At 75.4% G+C, this 18,267-nt stretch carries 13 protein-coding genes and 1 tRNA gene; 5 read left to right on the plus strand and 9 right to left on the minus strand.

Going from position 1 to position 18,267, the window contains the following annotated elements; translation table 11 throughout:
* The first annotated feature begins 53 nt into the window (after positions 1-53).
* Positions 54-127 (plus strand) — tRNA-Gly (locus tag ACSNOB_RS27830).
* A 318-nt stretch (positions 128-445) separates the two neighbouring features.
* On the opposite strand, the gene ACSNOB_RS27835 is transcribed toward ACSNOB_RS27830, so the two are convergent.
* Together ACSNOB_RS27835 and ACSNOB_RS27840 are read right to left on the minus strand one after the other, a co-directional pair.
* Positions 446-1,012 carry a GNAT family N-acetyltransferase gene (locus tag ACSNOB_RS27835; protein WP_436689846.1) on the minus strand — a complete coding sequence of 189 codons (567 nt, stop codon included), beginning with the start codon at positions 1,010-1,012 and terminating at the stop codon, positions 446-448.
* A gap of 481 nt (positions 1,013-1,493) precedes the next feature.
* Complete coding sequence (locus ACSNOB_RS27840; RefSeq protein ID WP_436689848.1) at positions 1,494-2,006, minus strand: hypothetical protein; 513 nt, start codon at positions 2,004-2,006, stop codon at positions 1,494-1,496.
* A gap of 346 nt (positions 2,007-2,352) precedes the next feature.
* Here ACSNOB_RS27840 and ACSNOB_RS27845 point away from each other — a divergent pair, with 346 nt between their 5' ends.
* The 3 genes from ACSNOB_RS27845 to ACSNOB_RS27855 all read left to right on the plus strand — a co-directional run bounded on the left by ACSNOB_RS27845 (position 2,353) and on the right by ACSNOB_RS27855 (position 8,109).
* Entirely contained in the window at positions 2,353-5,418 is a 3,066-nt protein-coding gene (locus ACSNOB_RS27845) for an Hsp70 family protein (RefSeq protein ID WP_436689850.1), read from the plus strand.
* A 114-nt stretch (positions 5,419-5,532) separates the two neighbouring features.
* Positions 5,533-6,759 carry a S8 family peptidase gene (locus ACSNOB_RS27850; RefSeq protein WP_436689852.1) on the plus strand — a complete coding sequence of 409 codons (1,227 nt, stop codon included), beginning with the start codon at positions 5,533-5,535 and terminating at the stop codon, positions 6,757-6,759.
* 249 nt (positions 6,760-7,008) lie between these two features.
* Entirely contained in the window at positions 7,009-8,109 is a 1,101-nt protein-coding gene (locus ACSNOB_RS27855) for an NAD(P)/FAD-dependent oxidoreductase (protein WP_436689854.1), read from the plus strand.
* Between the two features lie 121 nt (positions 8,110-8,230).
* Here ACSNOB_RS27855 and ACSNOB_RS27860 read toward each other — a convergent pair whose 3' ends face one another.
* The 6 genes from ACSNOB_RS27860 to ACSNOB_RS27885 all read right to left on the minus strand — a co-directional run bounded on the left by ACSNOB_RS27860 (position 8,231) and on the right by ACSNOB_RS27885 (position 16,906).
* The gene (locus ACSNOB_RS27860) at positions 8,231-9,403 is read right to left on the minus strand and encodes an MFS transporter (RefSeq protein ID WP_436689856.1); all 1,173 of its coding nucleotides are present in this window, start codon (positions 9,401-9,403) and stop codon (positions 8,231-8,233) included.
* Between the two features lie 12 nt (positions 9,404-9,415).
* A complete protein-coding gene (locus tag ACSNOB_RS27865) occupies positions 9,416-10,273 on the minus strand; it encodes a family 3 encapsulin nanocompartment shell protein (protein ID WP_436689858.1) in 858 nt (285 codons plus the stop codon).
* Positions 10,270-11,007, minus strand: coding sequence for a hypothetical protein (locus ACSNOB_RS27870; RefSeq protein WP_436689860.1), 738 nt, complete (start codon positions 11,005-11,007; stop codon positions 10,270-10,272). Before ACSNOB_RS27870 ends, ACSNOB_RS27865 begins: the two co-directional genes overlap by 4 nt.
* 61 nt (positions 11,008-11,068) lie before the next feature.
* Complete coding sequence (locus ACSNOB_RS27875) at positions 11,069-12,052, minus strand: aldo/keto reductase (protein WP_436689862.1); 984 nt, start codon at positions 12,050-12,052, stop codon at positions 11,069-11,071.
* Positions 12,053-12,096: 44 nt separating this feature from the next.
* A complete protein-coding gene (locus tag ACSNOB_RS27880; RefSeq protein ID WP_436689864.1) occupies positions 12,097-15,696 on the minus strand; it encodes a non-ribosomal peptide synthetase in 3,600 nt (1,199 codons plus the stop codon).
* Positions 15,697-16,108: 412 nt separating this feature from the next.
* On the minus strand, positions 16,109-16,906 hold the full coding sequence (locus ACSNOB_RS27885) for a S1 family peptidase (protein ID WP_436689866.1): 798 nt from the start codon (positions 16,904-16,906) through the stop codon (positions 16,109-16,111).
* Between the two features lie 191 nt (positions 16,907-17,097).
* Here ACSNOB_RS27885 and ACSNOB_RS27890 point away from each other — a divergent pair, with 191 nt between their 5' ends.
* Positions 17,098-17,364 (plus strand): hypothetical protein, encoded by a 267-nt coding sequence (locus tag ACSNOB_RS27890; RefSeq protein ID WP_436689868.1) that lies wholly within the window; start codon positions 17,098-17,100, stop codon positions 17,362-17,364.
* A 150-nt stretch (positions 17,365-17,514) separates the two neighbouring features.
* Here ACSNOB_RS27890 and ACSNOB_RS27895 read toward each other — a convergent pair whose 3' ends face one another.
* Positions 17,515-18,060 carry a hypothetical protein gene (locus ACSNOB_RS27895; protein ID WP_393110550.1) on the minus strand — a complete coding sequence of 182 codons (546 nt, stop codon included), beginning with the start codon at positions 18,058-18,060 and terminating at the stop codon, positions 17,515-17,517.
* Positions 18,061-18,267: the final 207 nt, after the last annotated feature.

Raw genomic sequence — 18,267 nt, forward strand, 5'->3', positions numbered from 1 at the left:
CGGCGCGGGCATTGGGTACGCTGTCGGCGCATCCCGCAGCGTCGGGGTGCGACGCGGGCGTAGCTCAATGGCAGAGCTTCAGTCTTCCAAACTGACGGTGCGGGTTCGATTCCCGTCGCCCGCTCCAACGGCCTCCGGCCCAGGTCAGAGACTGCATCCCCGATCCTGGGCCGGTCGGCCGCTCCCCCGCTTCGATCTTGCGGGCCATCCGTGGGCCACCAGCTGCTCGGAGGGGCCCCTACGACGGGCCTGCCGGGCGATCCGCCGGTCCATGGCCGAGGCGATCTCGCGGTCCCGCGCTCGCTGGTTGCGTGCTGGTAGCTCAACGCCGCCCGCATGCTCGCGTGCCCCATCCGCTGCGTCAGCTCGCGAGTGCTCGCGCCAGAGGCAGCGGCGAGGGTGCCGCAGGTCATGGGAGTGATAGCCGGGCATCCCCGGTGCGGCGTCAGCCCGCGTCCACCTGACCGACCGGCCGAAGTTGATCGAATGGCGCGGTTGCGGGCTCATCGAGGCGCAGGATCGTTTCCTCGATCTCAGCGTTTCGCCCGTTGGCGAAGGACGTCTCCGTGCCCGTGATCGCGAATCCCGCTCTCTGCAGCACCTTCAGCGATCCCACGTTGTCACTCGCGACGCGGGCGAACAAGGGCCGTACGTGGACCGATTCCAAGAGGAGGGCCAGCGCTCGGGAAGCGATGCGCTGCCCCCAGAACGACCTGTCGATCCAGTAGGTAACTTCGGTGTCGCCGTCGATCACGAAGCTGGCGATACTGCCGACGAGCCGTCCACCGAGCGTGATAACGCGGTTTGTGGCGTCGGGTGATGCCCTGATCTTCGCCATGTGAGCATCGAAAGCGGTGCGATCATCGGGATCCTTGGCGGTAAAGGCCGCCATCCGGACCGACTCGGGATCCCGCATCTGTTCGAACAGCGCGTCGAGGTCGGAGTCGTCGACCGGTCGCAGCGCTACCTCAGGCTCAGCCACAAGCGCCCCCATCGTGATGCCGGCATCCATCGGTGGGGAAACATACCGACAGCATCCGACAGTCTGTGGCGATCCGACGTCCGCACCTGCCGCCGATGACGCGCTCAGCCGACGTGGGTGGACGACCGGGTGCCGTGGATCAGCTGCTCGGCGGGGAAGGAGCGGCCTGGGCGGCAAGGAACTTCCGGGCCATCTCGCGGTAGCTGTCGGTGATCAATTCGGCGATCTCGGTCCAGTCGGTGTGGGCACCGAGGAAGGCGCCGGCAACGGTACGGCCCCACTCGGCACGGAAGAACGGGAAGCCGTTGGCGGTCAGGCCGAGCAGTCGTTGGCGGGCACGCGAAACGTCATCAGGATCAGCGCCTCGCCGGCGACCAGATGCCGGGGGTACGCCGAGTGACGGTCCGGGCGCGGCGTGTAGACGTGGGCGAACGTCCGTGACTGGGAAGGCTGCGGCGGTGCTTCCACACCCGGCGTTCGTCGAGATCCACTTCTGCCGGTCGGCCGGCGGTCAGGCAAGTAGCGCCCGGAGCCGCCCTATCCCGTCCAGCACCTCGGCGCGGTGCCTGCCGTCCGTGATCCACACCGGCAGACGCTCAACCAGGGTCTGGCTTCCCATGTGCCGACCGCGTTCCCGCAACCGAGCGGACACGTACGCCTCCAGCAGGTTCAGGTGCTCGGCGTTGTACGCCCAGAGCACACGCCCACGGCACTGGGTCGACAACCAGAGCGGCAGGCCGAAGTAGGGGTCGTTAGGGCCCGAGAACTCAGGGAAGGCGCGCGCGTTGGTCGCGAGGCGAGGAGCCTCCCAGAGGTCTGTGTGCGCGCACCCGAGACAACCAAGCCGACGACGCAGCCAGACATCATGCCGAGTGCCGTCGGCCAGCTCCTCGGGACAAGGAAGGACCGAGGCGCGCTGCGCACAGCGTGGGCAGCGGACGAAGACCTCGCCAGCAGCCAAGCCACCCAGCCAGTACCTCGGATCGCGGAAGCGCCCGGCGTTCCCGCTCTCCGTCGCCGCCATAGATCAACTGTACCGCCATCGGTACAGCCGAGACCGCCGCCGAGCGCCGACACCGACGGACGGCGACGACAGGTCGGCCGGGGACGTGCCAGCCGTCCGCGATCTTCCTCTGGTCCGCAGGCCAGCGTGGCACGTCAGCGCTTGGCAGCCGCCATTGAGACTCCTCCGGTAGGGCGCTCCACCGAGTACCGAGGTCTGGGCGCACGGAGAGCCGGCGACACGGCGAGCCGCTGTTCGCGCGGCCCGCCGGGCCGCCGCGGGCGCGTCAGGGCGAGATCGTCGCCGGTGCGGGTGCTGCGTACGATGCGGGGCCGGGCATCCCCTCGTCCCGCGGAGGTATCGGCAGATGGCAGGCCAGCACGAGGGGTACGCCCTCGGCGTCGACCTCGGCACGTCCCACACCGTCGCCGTGCTGCGCCGGCCGGACGGGCACACCCGTCCCCTGCTGGTGGACGGACAGCCGATCATCCCCTCCGGCGTGTACGCCGACGCGGACGGGCTGCTGCACGCCGGTCGGGACGCCCAGCGGCTGGCCCGCACCGATCCGGGCCGGTACGAGCCGAACCCGAAGCGGCGCATCGACGAGCCCTCGGTGGCGCTGGGCGACCGCCGGTACCCGCCGGCCGAACTGCTGGCCGCGACGCTGCACGCGGTGGCCCGGGCGGCCGTCGAGGCGGTCGGCTTCCTGCCCCCGGCGGTGCTCACCTGCCCGGCCACGTGGGACGCGGCCCGACGCCAGGTGCTCGCCGACGCCCTGGCCGTCGCCGGGTGGCCGTCGGCGGCCGAGCACACCCTCTCCGGCCCCACGCCGCCGGGCACCAGGCTGCTGCGGGAGCCGGTGGCGGCGGCCCGCTACTACGCCCAGGTGCTGCGCCGGCCGGTGCCGGTCGGCGCGGCCATCGCGGTGTTCGACTTCGGCGCCGGCACGCTCGACGTCGCCGTGCTGCGCAACGAGGGCGCCGACCCGTGGGGTGACTCGGGGTTCACGGTCGTCGCCGCGGGGGGCGCCGACGACCTCGGCGGGCTGGACGTCGACGCGGCCCTGCTGGGTCGGCTGGGCGAGTTGGTCGCCGGCGACCACCCGGCGCAGTGGCAGCGGCTGAACCGGCCGACGTCCGCGACGCAGTGGCGGGAGCGGCACGAGTTGTGGGAGAACGTCCGGGGCGCGAAGGAGATGCTGTCCCGCGTCACGGCCGCGCCGGTGGCCGTGCCGGGGGTGGAGGCTGCCGTCACGCTCACCCGCGAGGACCTGGAGCGGGTGGCCGCGCCGCTGCTCGGCCGGGCCGTCGCGGTGACCCGGGACGTGATCGGGGCCGCCGGCCTCGACCCGCAGCAGCTCGCCGGTCTGTTCCTGGTCGGTGGCGCCACCCGGATGCCGATGGTGGCCCGGCTGCTGCACGCCGAGTTGGGCGTGGCCCCGACCGTGCTGGAGCAGCCGGAGCTGCCCGTGGCCGAGGGGGCGCTGACCGACCTGCCGCTGCCCCGGCGTGCCCGCACCGCCGCCGCCTTCGCCGCGCCCGCCTTCGCCGCGCCGGAGCAGCCCGGACCCGCCGCGTCCCCGCCGGCCGCCGCCGCACCGCCGCAGCCGGGACCGGCCGCGGCGCTCCAGCCCGGATCCGCCGTGCCGGCGCAGCCCGAGCCCGCCGGCCCGGTGGGGCCCACGCCGACCGCCGCGGCCGGACCGGAGGGCGTCACGCCGGCCCTGCCCGCGGGACTGGCGCCGACCCTGCTCGCGGGAGCGGCGGCCACGCCGACCGTGCCCGCCGCACCGTCGCCGGCCGCGCCGTACGGACCACCGGCCGCCGCGCCCGCGCAACCCGGGCCCGGCGCCACGCCGGCCGAGAGCCAGGCGCCGTACGGGCCGCCGGCCGCCGCGCCCGCCGGTCAGGGCGGCCGGCCGCCGGGCGTACCCGCGCCGCCCCGTCCGGGAGGGTGGGCACCCCCGGCGACCGCGCCCGCCGGGGCGGGCGGGGCACCGGCGGGGTGGCCGGGCGTACCCGTCTCCGGCACACCGGTGTCGCCGCCGGCCGGCGGGAGCCGGACCGGGTCGGCGCTCCCCCGCCGCCGGGCGCTGTGGATCACGGTCGGCGCCGTCGTCGCCCTCGCGGGCGTGGTGACCGCGGCGGTGCTGTACCTGACCCGGGACCGCTACCCCGCCCTGGAGTTCCGGACCTCCGTCGCCGAGCTGACGCGGGTGGGCGCCGGCGCGGAGCGGCCGGCGGCGATGTTCACCGCGGTGCTCGGCGACCGGGCGTACCTCGCGCACCCGCTCGACGACGGGCGGCTGGAGGTGGTGGCGGTCGACGCCGACACCGGCGGGGTGAAGTGGCGAAGGCAGACGACGGTCTCCGCCGAGCGCTGGGAGGGGATCGTCGCGCTGCCCGACCGGGTCGCGCTCTTCGCCGACGCCATCGGCGACGACACCCCCCGGGATCTCGTGCTGCTCGACGGTTCCTCCGGCGAGCAGCGGTGGCGCCGGCCGATCCGGGGCGACGACGACGTCCTCTTCGGCGAGGGTGTCGCGGTGCTGGTCGACCGGGCCGGCAAGCGGCTGGTCGGGCTGCGCCTGAACGACGGCGGGGAGACCTGGGCGCGGGACAGCCCGCGGGACGAGTACGGCGGCGCCCGCACCAGCGTCCGCCCGGTCACCACCGACGAGGCGCTGGGCGGCCCGGCCTTCGTCGACGGCTCCCCACGCGACCCGTGGCGGGGCGAGGTGCGCCGGCTCGTGCAGGTGGGCGCGGACCGTTCCGTCCGGGTGGTGGACATGGGCAGCGGCCGCATCGTGCACAGCCGCGCCGGCGTGGCCGACCAGGACGACCTGGTGGTGGCGCACGAGGACCGCCTCTACGTCGCCCGCGACGAGGCCAACTACCAGCTGCTCGCGTACGAGCTGACGACCGACGCCCAGCCGAGGGTGCTGCACACCGCGACGGACGACCGGAAGCGGCCGGAGGCGCTGGTGCCCTGCGGCGAGCACCGGGCGTGCCTGTTGGAGTCCACCGGCGGCGCGGACGAGAGCACCGAGGTGGTGGCGGCGACGGAGAAGAAGGTGGCCCACTGGCCGGCGCCCGGGGCGACCAGGCTGGTGCCACTCGGCGAGCACCTGCTCGTCCGGCGTACCTCGCCGGAGTCGGCCAGCACGCTGTTCGACCCCGACGGTCGCGCCGTGCTGCGGGACCGGCGCGGGGTGGCGGTCCGGCTCGACGCGGGCAACCTGCTGGTCTTCGCCGACCCGCCGAGCCCGGTCGAGGACGATCGCAGCGTCGCCGGGGTCGCGGCCGGTTCCGGCGCGGTCGCCGAGATGGGCCAGCTGGCGGGCGTACGCAGCGAGACGTGTTCGTGGAACACCAGCGTCATCGCCTGCGGCGCCGGGAAGGACTTCGTGCTCTACCGGTTCGCCGACGGTTAGCGGATCCCGGACAGTAATTTAGATCGATCTATATAACCGATAACCTCCTCTCAGCGGCGCCGCCCCGCGTCCCCGGTCACGAGCCGGCGCGGGGCCGACAGGAGGAGGACCGGCATGACACTTCCCCGTACCCGGCGGTGGCGGGCCCGCGCGGTGGGCGTACTCGCCCTCGCCGCCGCGCTCGTCGCCACGACCGGCGCCCCGGCCACCGCGGCCCCCGGCGGCACGATCCTGCACGCCGACGACCCGTCCGCCGCGGCGGACGGCTACGTCGTGGTGCTCAGGGACGACAGCGTGGGCCGGCGCGCCGGCGACCGGCAGGCCGCCGTCCGCGGCGTCGCCGAGAGGCTGGCCGACCGCCACGGCGCCTCCCTCGGCCGCGTCTACGGCCACGCGCTCACCGGCTTCGAGGCGCGCCTGTCGGAGCGGGCGGCCCGTCGGCTCGCCGCCGACCCGGCCGTGGCGTACGTGGAGCGCGACCGGGTGGTCACCCTCGTCGGGCCGGGCGTCCAGCTCAACCCGCCGTCCTGGGGCCTGGACCGGATCGACCAGCGCGGCCTCCCGCTCGACGGCCGGTACGCCTACCCGAACACCGCGCACAACGTGCACGCGTACGTCATCGACACGGGCCTGCGGCGCACCCACGGCGACTTCGGCGGTCGGGCCGGCGTGGGGGTCGACCTCGTCGACGGCGGCCCGGCGGACGACTGCAACGGCCACGGCACCCACCTGGCCGGCACGATCGGCGGCACCCGGCACGGGGTGGCCAAGGAGGTCCAGTTGCGCCCGGTGCGGGTGCTCAACTGCTCCGGCAGCGGCACCATCTCCCAGGTGATCGCGGGGGTGGACTGGGTGACCGCGAACGCCGTCCGGCCGGCGGTGGCGCTGCTGGCGCTCGGCGGCGGGGCCAGCACCGCCCTGGACGCCGCGGTGAACCGGTCGATCGCGTCCGGCGTCACCTACGCGGTCACGGCCGGCAGTTCGAACGCCAACGCCTGCAACTACTCTCCCGCCCGGGTGCCGGCGGCGCTCACCGTGGCCGGCACCACCGCCACCGACGCCCGGATGCCGAGCGGCAACCACGGCAGCTGCCTGGACCTGTACGCACCCGGCGCCAACATCACCTCCACCTGGCACACCAGCGACACGGCGGTGACGATCCTGAGCGGCGGGTCGATGGCCGCCGCGCACGTCGCCGGGTGCGCCGCGCTCGCCCTCTCGGCCAATCCCACCTGGAGTCCGACCCAGGTGGCGGCCCACCTGACCGGCAGGGCGACCACCGGCGTGGTCACCGGCGTGGTCGCCGGCACGCCGAACCGCCTGCTCTACTGCGGCCCCTGATCCCACCCGGCACCGGACGCCCGGCGCCCGCCGCGCGGCCCGTCGACCGGCGGGCCGCGCGGCCCCGTCCGGCCCGTCCACCGTCGGGCCGCACGGCCCCGTCCGCCCGTCGACCGGTGGACCGCGCGCCACGCCCGGCCCGTCGACCGGCGGGCGGACACAGCCGCCCCCGCGCCCCGCGGGCGTGAAATGACATCGACATCCGTCGACTGTTGTCCCCGGCGCTCGTAGCGACTAGCGTCGATGCCAGTGACGATCGACTACGTGGTCATCGGCGGGGGCATCGCGGGCGCCAGCGCCGGACACCACCTCGCCGCGTACGGCAGCGTGCTGCTGGCCGAGATGGAGCGCGTCCCCGGCCAGCACTCCACCGGCCGCTCGGCCGCCCTGTTCTCCGAGTACTACGGCGGGCCGGCGGTGCGCGCGCTGACCCGTGCCAGCCGGGGCTTCCTCACCGCGCCGCCGCCGGGGTTCGCCGACCACCCGCTGCTCACCCCGCGCGGCGTGCTGACCCTCTGCCCGCCCGGCGGCGAGGACGAGTTCGACGCGGCGCTGCGCGACGGGGCCGACGTCGACCCGCCGGCCCGCGAGATCGACCTCGCCGACCTGCCCCGGTACTGCCCCGTCGTGCGGCCCGGCTGGTGCCGACGGGCGATGGTCAAGCCCGCCGCCCGGGACCTCGACGTCGCCGCGCTGCACCAGGGCTACCTCCGGGGGATCCGCGCGGCCGGCGGGCGGGTGGTCTGCGACGCCCGGGTCCGCCGGCTGCGGCGGGCCGCCGGGGCGTGGCGGGTCACCACCGACGCCGGCGAGTTCACCGCCCGGGTCGTCGTCAACGCGGCGGGCGCCTGGGCCGACGAACTCGCCGCCGCGGCCGGCGTACGGCCGGTGGGGCTGACCCCGCTGCGGCGCACCGCCTTCCTGGTGGACGCGCCGGCCGGCGTGCCGGCGACGGAGTGGCCCATGGTCGCCGACGTGGCCGGGACCTTCTACTTCAAGCCGGAGTCCGGCCGCCTGCTGGTCTCCCCGTCCGACGCCACCCCGGCCCCGCCCGGGGACGCCCGCCCCGACGACCTCGACGTGGCGATCGGCGCCGAACGGGTGCAGGAGGCCACCACGCTGTCCTTCCGCCGGGTCCACCGGGCCTGGGCCGGTCTGCGGACCGCCGCCCCCGACGACGTGCCGGTGATCGGCCCGGCGACGGACGCGCCGGACTTCCTCTGGCTGGCCGGGCTCAGCGGCTACGGCGTCCAGACGGCACCCGCGTCCGGCGAACTGCTCGCCGCGCTGGCGGTCGGCGCCCCGCCCCCCGTCGACCCCGCGCCGTACTCACCCGCCCGCCTCGCCTGACCCCCCGGCCGGGCGACCGCCAGCGCGGCGAGCCCAGCCCGACGAGCGGGCAGACGCCGACCGGGCGGCCGTCGGCCCGGCCGCTGCCCGACCGGGCGCGCGGACCCCGACCGGGCGGCCGTCAGCCGGGGCGTTGGCCGACGAGCGAGCGCCGGGGCAGCATCGTCCACGCCGAGATGCCCGCCGACACCAGCGCCGCGACCAGCATCACCTGGAAGACCGCCGGATAGCCGGCCGCGCTGGCGACGAGGCCGGCCAGCGGCGCCCCGCCCACCAGGCCGATGTCCCAGAACGAGGTGAACGCGCCGAGCGCCGCCCCCTGGTGCGCCGGGTCGGTGCGGTTGATCACCAGCAGGGCCAACGCCGGGAAGAGCAGGGAGAGCCCGGCGCCGATCACCAGCCCTCCGACGACCGCGACCAGCAGGTTCGGCGCGACCGCCACCAGGAGCAGCCCCACCGCCTCCACCAGGGCCGAGCCGACGGCCACCCGGCCGGCGCCGAGCTTGTCGGGCAGGCCGCCCACGAACAGCCGGACCCCGACGTAGGTGAAGCCGAACGCGTTGAACGCGGCGATGCCGTTCTCGATGCCCCGGTCGGCCAGGTGCAGGGCGACGAACGCGGCCAGCGCGGCGTAGCCGAAGCCGGCCAGGGAGAGCGCGACGCCCGGTGCCACCGCGCTGCGCGGCAGGATGCCGGCCCGGCCCTTCGGGGTCGGCTGCGCCGGCCGCGGGCGGGCGGCGACGAGCGCGGCCCCGGCCGCCGCCGTCAGGATCGCGAAGAGCCACACGGCGGGGTAGCCGCCCGAGGTGCGCAGCAGCACCGCCCCGAGCAGCGCGCCGAGTGTGATGCCCAGCCACATGTGGATGCCGTACAGGCCGACGACGCGGCCCCGCCGGTCGGCCGGCGCCAGGGCCACCAGCCAGGCGGCGCCGGCGGTGTAGACGGCCGCCTCGCCCACGCCGTGCAGGATCCGGACGCCGACCAGCACCGCGACGTTGCCGGCCACCAGGTAGGCCGCGCCGGCGGCCGCGCAGACCGCCGCCCCGGCCAGCATCACCGTCCGGTACCCGTGCCGGTCGCCGAGCCGGCCCGCGATGGGCCGCGCGATCACGGCGGAGACCGCGATCGCGGCGATCACCACGCCCACCTCGACCCGGTTGCCGTCGAGCTCGTCGAGGACGTAGAAGGGCAGCACGGCCAGGGACGCGCCCACGCCGAGCAGGCACAGGAAGATGGCACCGAAGAGCGGCACGATGGGCCGGTAGAACGAGAGTTTCCCGCCGGTCGTGGTCATGCGGCGACGCTCCTAGGCCGGTACGACGTGGAAGAAGTGGGTCGGCAGGTGCACGGCCAGCCCCTCGTGGATATCGGCGCAGACGGCCGGGCCGTCGGTGGCGAAGGTGCCCGGCGGCGGGGTGCCGACGCGGATCGCGGAGCGGCCGGCGTCCAGCAGGCGCGCCGCCATCGCGAAGTCGCCCACCACCGCCTCGCCCGGCGCCACCATCCGGGTACGACTGATCAGGACGCCGTTGCGGTGCAGGTCCGCCAGGAGCGCGTCGCGCCCGAGCAGGTGGGTGTAGTAGTCCCTCGGATTCACGATCATCGCGTGCGGGGTGGCGCCGGTCTGTTCGATCTCGTCACACGCGGCGAGCAGGCCCGTCAGCCAGTCGTGCCGGTACGGCAGCCGCCCGATCTCCGGGTGCCGCAGCAGGCCGTGCTCGCCGATGGTCAGCGCCTGGTTCTCCGCCGTGGCGAGGCGGACCAGCAGCCGGTAGTCGATGAAGACGGCCAGCCCCTCCGGGTCGTCGGCGAGTTCCTCGGGGATGCGCACCCAGGCCCGGATCGGGTGCACGCCGGCCGTGGCGGTGCCGAACCGGAAGGCGGCCTCGCGGCGCAGGCCCGACTCGCGCACCGCGGCGGCCTCCCCGGCGTCGGGCCGGCCCTCGCACCAGAACCGCACCGGGTCCATCCCGACGGACCGCTTGCGGAACAGGTTGCGGACGGTCACCCGGGGGCGTTCCTTGGTCGGCTGGAAGGCGTCCGTGATGGTGTAGTCGAAGCGCACCTCGGCGCCGGCGGGGTCGGCGGCGTACGCGCGGGCGAACTCCTCGCCGGGCGACAGGGTCGCCGACGCGGTCACGGGCGGCGCGGCGGTGGTGGTCATGAGTCCTCCCCGATGGAGATGGCGTGCCGGATCAGCCGCTGGTAGAAGGGCTGGTGGTGGTCGTGGTACGACCGCAGGGTGTCGTTGTTCTCGACGGTCACCGCGAAGGACTTGGCGACCGGCGAGAAGCCCGAGGTGCGCTCGACGTCGAGGTGCCACTTGCGGGTGCGCCGCCACTCGGCGCGCTCCCCCGGCGCCCAGTTCAGCGCCTCCGGCCGGAACGGCAGCCCCACGGCGGCGCACCAGGCTGCCACCGTGTCCCCCGGGCGGCGCAGCAGGTCCTCGGCCCGGATCACCACCGGCGGCCGGCGCGCGGTCCGGCGGACCAGGTCGAACAGCTCCCACTGGTGCTCGAAGCCGATCTCGGGGCAGGTCACCGTGGGCTTGATCGCGTAGTGCGAGCTGATCGTGCGGGCCGGCTCCCGGACGATGAAGGTGTGCGTGACGTCGGCGATCGCCTCGGGATCGTCGAACAGGTGCCGGTACCGGTACTCCAGGGTGTCCTTGACGAAGACCGTCCGGTCCCGGCCCAGCGCGCTCAGGTGCGCGACGACGTCGGCCGGGTCGGTCACGGTGACGGTGCCGCCGTCGGCGGTGGGCAGGTCGACGTGCCCCTCGTCGACGAGGGTGACCAGCGGCTCGTGGACGACCGTCACGTCACCCCGGGCGATCATCATGCGCAGGAACGCGGTGGAGAGCGCGCGGGGATGCGCCCACATGGCGATCACCGGCATGCCGGCCCCCCGTACCGCCACACCCGCGGGACCGGCGCCGCGCCGGCGCGGCGGACGGGCCTCACTGGGACCACCAGGTGGGCTTGCGGTCCCAGCGGTGGACGCGCAGCCGCTCCAGCAGCCCCGCCGCCAGCGGCGCGCCGTCGCTGACCGCCAGGTTGGCGCGGACGTGCTCGACCCGGCGCATGCCGGGGATCACCGTGCTCACCGCCGGGTGGTGCAGGATGAACCGCAGGGCCAACTCCGGCATGGTCATCCCCGGCGGCACGTCGGCGGCCAGCCGCTCGGCGCGCTCCACGCTGGGCAGCAGGTTCTCCGGGCCGAAGTACGTGCTGCGCCAGTCCTCCTCCGGCCAGGTGCTGTCGGCGGTCAGGGTGCCGGTCAGCGTGCCCTCGTCGAACGGGACGCGGGCGATGATCCCGATGTCGTCGCGCTGGGCGCGCGGGAGCAACTCGTCCTCGGGCGCCTGGTCGAAGATGTTGTAGATGACCTGGATGACGTCGATCAGCCCGGTGTCGAGGGCGGCGTGGCAGTTCGTCGGCTCCCACCGGTTGACGCTGATCCCGACGCCGTCGACCACGCCCTCCTTCTTGAGGTCCGCGACGGCCTCCTGCCAGCGGCCGTCGGCGGCCCAGCGGTCCTCCCAGACGTGGAACTGGAGCAGGTCGATGCGGTCCACCCCCAGGTTCTCCAGGCTGCGGTGGGTGTACTCGCGGATGTGGTCGACCGGGAAGACGTCGTCCAGGGTGTCCTGCGGGCCGGGCGGCCACTCCCGGTTCTTCGGCGGGATCTTGGTGGCCAGGTAGAGCCGGCGGTCCGGGTGCCGGCGCACCAGGGCGCCCAGCAGCCGCTCGCTGACGCCCCGCCCGTAGACCCAGGCGGTGTCGAAGAAGTTGCAGCCCCGTTCCACCGCCTCGTCGAGGCAGGTCGGCGCGGTGTCGTAGTCCCAGCCGGTGAAGCCGCCGGGGCCGCCCCCGATGCCCCACATCCCGTACCCGACCTCGCTGACCTGCCAGCCGAGCCGACCCATCCTGCGGTATCGCATCCCACTCCCTCATCCGTGCCGGTCGCCGCGCCGCGCGCGGCTGGTCACCCTGGTCCCGCCGGCAGCAGCAGCCGGTCGGTCTCCCGCCGCTCGTGCTCGCCCAGCCACGCCCGGTAGGCGTCGACGGACGGGCCGAGCCGGTGGTCGGTGAAGCCCCGGCGCCGTTCCAGCTCGGCGCAGCCGTCGCGGCGGAACAGCCGGGGGTTGTCGGTAAGCAGCGTCGCGAAGACCGCCCGCAGCCGCTGCTCGTCGGCGGCACCGGGCGGGAAGAGCGCGAGCAGCACGGCGGCGGCCCGGTCGCCGTCGGTCGCCGCCTCGCGCAGCGCCGCCACGAAGCGCACGCAGCTCACCCGGGGCAGGGCGTGCGCGCCGGCCAGTGGCAGGTCGGTGAAGTCGACGCTGACCGGGTGCAGCACGTGCAGCGTGCCGCCCCACAGCCGCGGGTCGACGACGGTGGCGGCGATCCGCCGGGCGGCCCAGTCCACCGGCGTCCAGTCGGAGCGGACCGGCGCGTCGGGGCGCATCCGCAGCCGGTGGCAGGCGGCCAGCAGCAGGTGGGTCAGCGCCCGGGGGTTGGGCACCCCGTCGTCGGCGGCCGGCATCACCTCGCCGAGGCGCAGCACGGTGACGGTGGCGCCGCGCCGCCGGGCCTCGGCGAGATACCGCTCCGCCACCCACTTCGACCGGCTGTAGCCGCTGGTCGGCGCGACGGCGAGGGCCGGGTCGCAGTCTTCCGGCAGGGGGTCGGTGCGGCGGGCGGCCTCGGTGTCGAGGACGCCGAGGGTGGAGACGTGGTGCAGCGGCTTCGGCCGGCCGGTGAGCGCCAGCCGGAGCAGCTCGGCCGTGCCGAGGACGTTCGCCTGGCGGTGGGCCCGGTAGTCGAACAGGAAGTTGACCAGGGCCCCGGCGTGCAGCACGAGGTCGCAGTCGTGGGCCAGCCGGGCCCAGGCGTCCGGGTCCAGGCCGAGGGCCGGCCGGGCCAGGTCGGCGGCGTACCCGCGCAGGCGCGGGGTGTGGCCGGGGCGCCACAGGCCCCGCTCGGTCAGCGCCCGGACCACCCGGGCGGTGGCCCCGGCGTCGTCGCCGGCGCGGGCGAGGCACAGCACCCGGACGTCGGTGGTGGCGAGCAGCTCGTGGACCAGCCGCGCGCCGACGAACCCGGTGGCGCCGGTGACCAGGACGGTGCGCGGCGACCGGCGCCGGGCCACGGGACGCACCGGCAGGTCGGCCGGGACGGACGCGTCGCGTTCGACAAGCTCCGCCTCGGTCTCGGCGGGGTCCGCCGCGCGCAGCCGGGCGGCGATCGTCCGGGCGAGCCGGGCGGCGGTGGGATGGGCGAAGAGGTCCTGCACGCCGACCCGGACGCGGTGGTCGGCACCGAGCGCGGTCACCACGTCGAGGGCCTGGAGCGAGTCGCCCCCGGCGTCGAGGAAGTCGGTGTCCGGGCCGAGGTCCGGCCGGCCGAGCACGCTCCGGAACACCGCCAGCACCCGGTCGGGCAGCGTACGCGCCTCGGCGCGCGCGGCGGACGCGCGCGCCCGTTCGGCGAGCGTACGGTCGAGCCAGGTCTCCAGCGCCCGCCGGTCGACCTTGCCGTTGCCGGTCAGCGGCAGCGCGTCGCGCACCACGACGTGCCGGGGGACGTGGGGCCGGGGCAGCAGCCGGCGCAGGTGCGCCCGCAGCGCCGGCTCGGTCACCTCCGGGTCGGCGGCGACGAAGAGGGCCAGCGACTTCGCCCTGCCCTCCCGGGCCAGCAGCACCTTCGCCTGCCGCACCCCGGACAGGCGGGTGGCGGCGGTCTCGATCTCGCCCGCCTCGATCCGTACGCCGTTGACCTTGAGCTGGAAGTCGCGGCGGCCGGCGAAGTGCAGCCGGCCGTCGGCGGTGAGGCGGCCGAGGTCTCCGGTGCGGTAGAGCCGGGAGCCGGGGATGCCGGGCAGCGGGTTGGGAACGAACACCTCGGCGGTGCGGGCCGGGTCGCCGAGGTAGCCCTCGCCGAGGCAGACCCCGCCGATGACGATCTCACCCGTCGCGCCGGGCGGCAGGGGACGCAGCTCGGCGTCCACCACGGCCGCGTAGCAGTTGTCGATGGGCCGGCCGATGGGGATGACGTCGCCGTCGGTCCGGGTGACGGTGTGGAAGACCATGCCGATGGAGGCTTCGGTCGGGCCGTACCCGTTGGTGGCCGACACCCCCGGCACCAGGTCGGCCAGGCGGTGCACCGCCCACGGGTCGATCTCCTCGCCGCCGACGATCACGTGCCGCAGGGTGGCGACGGCGCGGCGGGCGGACGGGTCCCGGTCCAGGACCGACACGAGCGCGCCGAGCACGCTCGGCACGAAGTCGGTCATCGTGACGGCCTCGTCGGCGATGGTCCGGACGGTCCGTTCCACGTCGAGGAAGCCGCCCTCGACGGGCACCACCACCCGGCCGCCGGTGGTCAGCGGCCAGAACATCTGCCAGACCGACGAGTCGAAGGTGTGCCGGCTGTTCTGCAGCACCACCTCCGTGCCGGTGGCCGCGAAGTAGCGGGTCATGAACCGGAACCGGTTGGCGATGCCGTCGTGCCGGTTGACCGCGCACTTCGGGGTGCCGGTGGTGCCGGAGGTGAAGATGCCGTAGATCAGGTCGCCGGGGCCGACGGGCACGCCGGGCCGGCGGCGGGTCGGGGTGACGGCGTCGAGATCCACCGGCAGGCAGGGGACGTCCCCGGTGCCGGGGCGCGGGTCGCCGCCGCGGACCACGGCGAGCCGGGGGCGGATCACCCGCAGCGACGCGCGCAGCCGGTCCGCCGGCCAGCCGGGGTCGACGGGCACGAAGGCCGCGCCGAGCTTCATCAGCGCCAGGTCGACGACGGGCAGTTCGAGGCCGTCGGCGAGCAGGACGGGCACCACGTCGCCCCGGCCGACGCCCCGGGCGGCGAGGGCGGCGGCGACGCCGTTGGCCAGGTCGTCCAGTTCCCGGTAGGTCAGCGAGCGCCCCCGGAAGGACACCGCCCGGCGGTGCGGATGCAGGTCGACGCGGTCTTCGATCATGCGGGGCACCGCCACGAAGGGCCCGTCGTCGTGCCCGCGGCCGGCGGCCCCGTCGACCAGCGCCCGGGAGGCGGGCCCGAGGGCCGGCGCCGCCGACGTGGGCAGCGCCGGGTCGGCGAGCAGGGCGGCGAGCAGTTCGGCGTACATCTCCGCCACGGCGGCGCCGCCGGCCGACCACGGGTCGTCGGCGGCGCAGTGGAGCACGACCGCGACGGCAGCGTCGGTGACGTCGGCGGTGAGCAGCACCGGCGGGACGCCGGCGGAGGGCGCGGGCGACCCGCCGTCGAGCAGCACGAGGACGTGGTCGGCGCCCTCGTGGTCGAGGGCGGCGGCGCACGCGCGGAGCGTGGCGCGGGCCCGGTCGCCGGGCATCCGGTGCACCCGCGCCGGCCAGGCCGGCAGGTCGAGCACCGCCGCGCCGGCCCGGACCCGCACCGGCGCCTGGCGGCCCAGCCGGTCGAGCAGCTCCACGGCGGCCAGGGCGGCCGTGGCCGCCCGGTCGTCGGCGGGGTGCGGCCCGGCGGCCGCCGGGCGGGTGGCGGTGTACCGGTACGTCGACCCGTCCGAGACGGGAACCGGTGCCGCGGACCCGCTGTCGCCCGACCTCATCACGCCTCCTGTCCCGAGCCCGCGCGGCTGTCCCGTTGCCAGCCGCGGACGGAGCCGAGCCGGCCCGACGCACGCCGACAGTGATCGGCGCTGGTCGATGGCCGGCCGTTGGTCATGGACACTAGAGGGCTGATCGACCGTAGGGAATATGCAACTTTCTGCTACATCGATGGCGATCACTTGCACGAGTGGCGGCGGGTCGACGCCCCACCGGACGCACGACCATCCGGGGAATCGGCCCGCGACCAGGCGATCCTCCGCGCACGGCCGGCCCCGGGCGGAGATTCCCCACCCGCCCCCGCCGGGGCGCCCCGGTCGCGGCGGAGCCGCGGGGGCCACCCGCTTCACCCGGCCGAGCAGGGCCGATCACCTCCGGTAGCCGCCGGTGGGGTCCCCGCGTGTCGTCGCGCGATCAGCCGCCGAGACTCGCCGCCGCCGAGGCGATCGCCGGGGCGAAGGTGCTCACCTGGGTGTAGACGCCGGGGTAGTTGGGCCGCGCGCAGCCGTTGCCCCAGCTCGTGATCCCGACCTGGATCCAGGCGTTGCTCGCGTCCCGCCGGAACATCGGGCCGCCCGAGTCGCCCTGACAGGTGTCGACGCCGCCGCTGGCGTAGCCCGCGCAGATCTCCTCGCTCGCGATGATCTGGCCGCCGTAGTACGAGTTGCAGGTGGCGTCGCTGACGAACGGCACGGTGGCCTTGCGCAGGTAGCGCTGCTGCGCGCCGCCCTCCCGGGTGGCACCCCACCCGGCGATCGTGAAGGTGCCGTTGTCGTACGCGGTGCTGGTGGCGATCTTGAGCGTGGGGAGCGTGGTCACCGGGGTCGCCAGGCGGATCAGGGCCCAGTCCTTGCCGTTGCCGTTGTAGCCGGGCGCGCGGTAGACGTAGTTGGACCGCACCTGGATCCGGCTCGACGACTGGAGGTCGACCACGCCGAGGGTGGCGGTGATGCTGGTGTTGGCGCCGGTCCCGCCGACACAGTGCGCGGCGGTCAGCACCAGCCGCGGGCTGTAGAGGGACCCGCCGCAGCCCATCGAGAGCCGGACCATGAAGGGGAACTCGCCCTGCGCCGCCAGGGTCCCGCCGACGACGTACGGGGTCACGTCGGACGCGGGCTTGGCGCCGGCCGGCACGGCCAGGACGAACGAGCCTGCGGTGACCGCCACCAACGCGGCGGCCAACCGCCCGACGAGTCTGCGCCAACGGACCATGGGAGCCTCCCCAACCTTCGCGGCGCGCGGGGGTCGACGCGCCGGCAACCGATGGCGGGATCCTATGGACGTTTATCGATGGGTGGCAATGTCGCGGATCATCCCGCGTCGGTCATACCACCGGCGCCGGGCGGCGACCCCGGGCGGGTGACGTCCGTTTTGCGGTGGGACGGCCCGGGTACCGCAGCCCCATGGACACGAACACGAAGGCATACCTGCTCGGCGGACCCCGGGACGGCAGCACCATCGACGCGGGCGGCGACGCCCTCGTGGAGGTGGAGATCGACGGCATGATGCACCGCTACATCCGTACGACGAAGCAGCACGGCGAGGACGGCACGATCTACAACTACGACGGCATGGTCGCGCCGGACGGCGGACAGCCGGGCGTCGAGGACCCGGCGGCCCGGGTGGCCTCCCCGAAGGCGGACGCGGAGGGCCACGGCGGCAAGCACTGACCGGCAGGTCAGCCCGGCCGGGGCGCGGATGAACCGCGGCCGGCCGGGTAAGCAGCCGCCGACCTGGTGGAGTGGAGAACGACCGGGGTCGCGACACCCCGCGACCGGACGCGCGGGCGGGCGGCGGAGCCGACCCGCCCGGGCGTGCGGTCAGTTCCCGCTGATCCAGTTCCAGGCGGACACGACCCACTCGGTCTGCTGCAGGTAGGCGATGCCCAGGCCGGTCAGGAAGACCGCCGTGACCAGGTGTGCCCCCCGCGCGCTGCGCCGCACCCGGCCCAACTGCCGCTCCAGCACCACCCGGCCCAGCAGCCGGGCCAGCGCGAAGAGGCCGGCCGCCACCAGCAGGCTGAGCACGAAGATCAACAGCGGCCCGGCCAGGTCGCCCCCGCCGGAGATCGCCCAGATCCCCCAGCAGACGAACGCGAAGAGCGCGCCGGCGGCGCTCCACTCGCCGCCGCGCTTGAGCTGCGCGACGTGCCAGCTCAGCGGCCGCCGCGGCGCCGGCTCCCCGGGCCAGCCCGTGCCGGTCGGCTCCTGCTCCACGACGGGGAACGGTTCGGTGCGCGGAGTCCGGGGCTGCCCAACCGAGGCCACCCCCCGCCGGTACGCGTCCCGCTGCGGCGGCACCCCGACACCGGGCTGCGGCGGCACCTCGACGGTCCGCTCGGCCCACGGCTGTGTCTGGTCGGCCATCTCGTCCCCTCCCCTGGACCGATGGCGGCCACCGGCCGCCGTCCGGTTCCGAGGGTAGCCAGCCGGCAAATCGGTAGCCGAGCCCGCACCGATCTGCGCACAGCGGCGTGACGAATCCCCCACTTCCGGTCGCGGCCGCTCGGGCCGCGAACCTCGACGAACTGGCCAGGCTCCTCGGGCACCTCACGACAGCAGGCGGGGCGGGCG

This window comes from Micromonospora sp. URMC 106 (assembly GCF_051386395.1).
In the GTDB taxonomy this organism is placed as follows: domain Bacteria; phylum Actinomycetota; class Actinomycetes; order Mycobacteriales; family Micromonosporaceae; genus Micromonospora.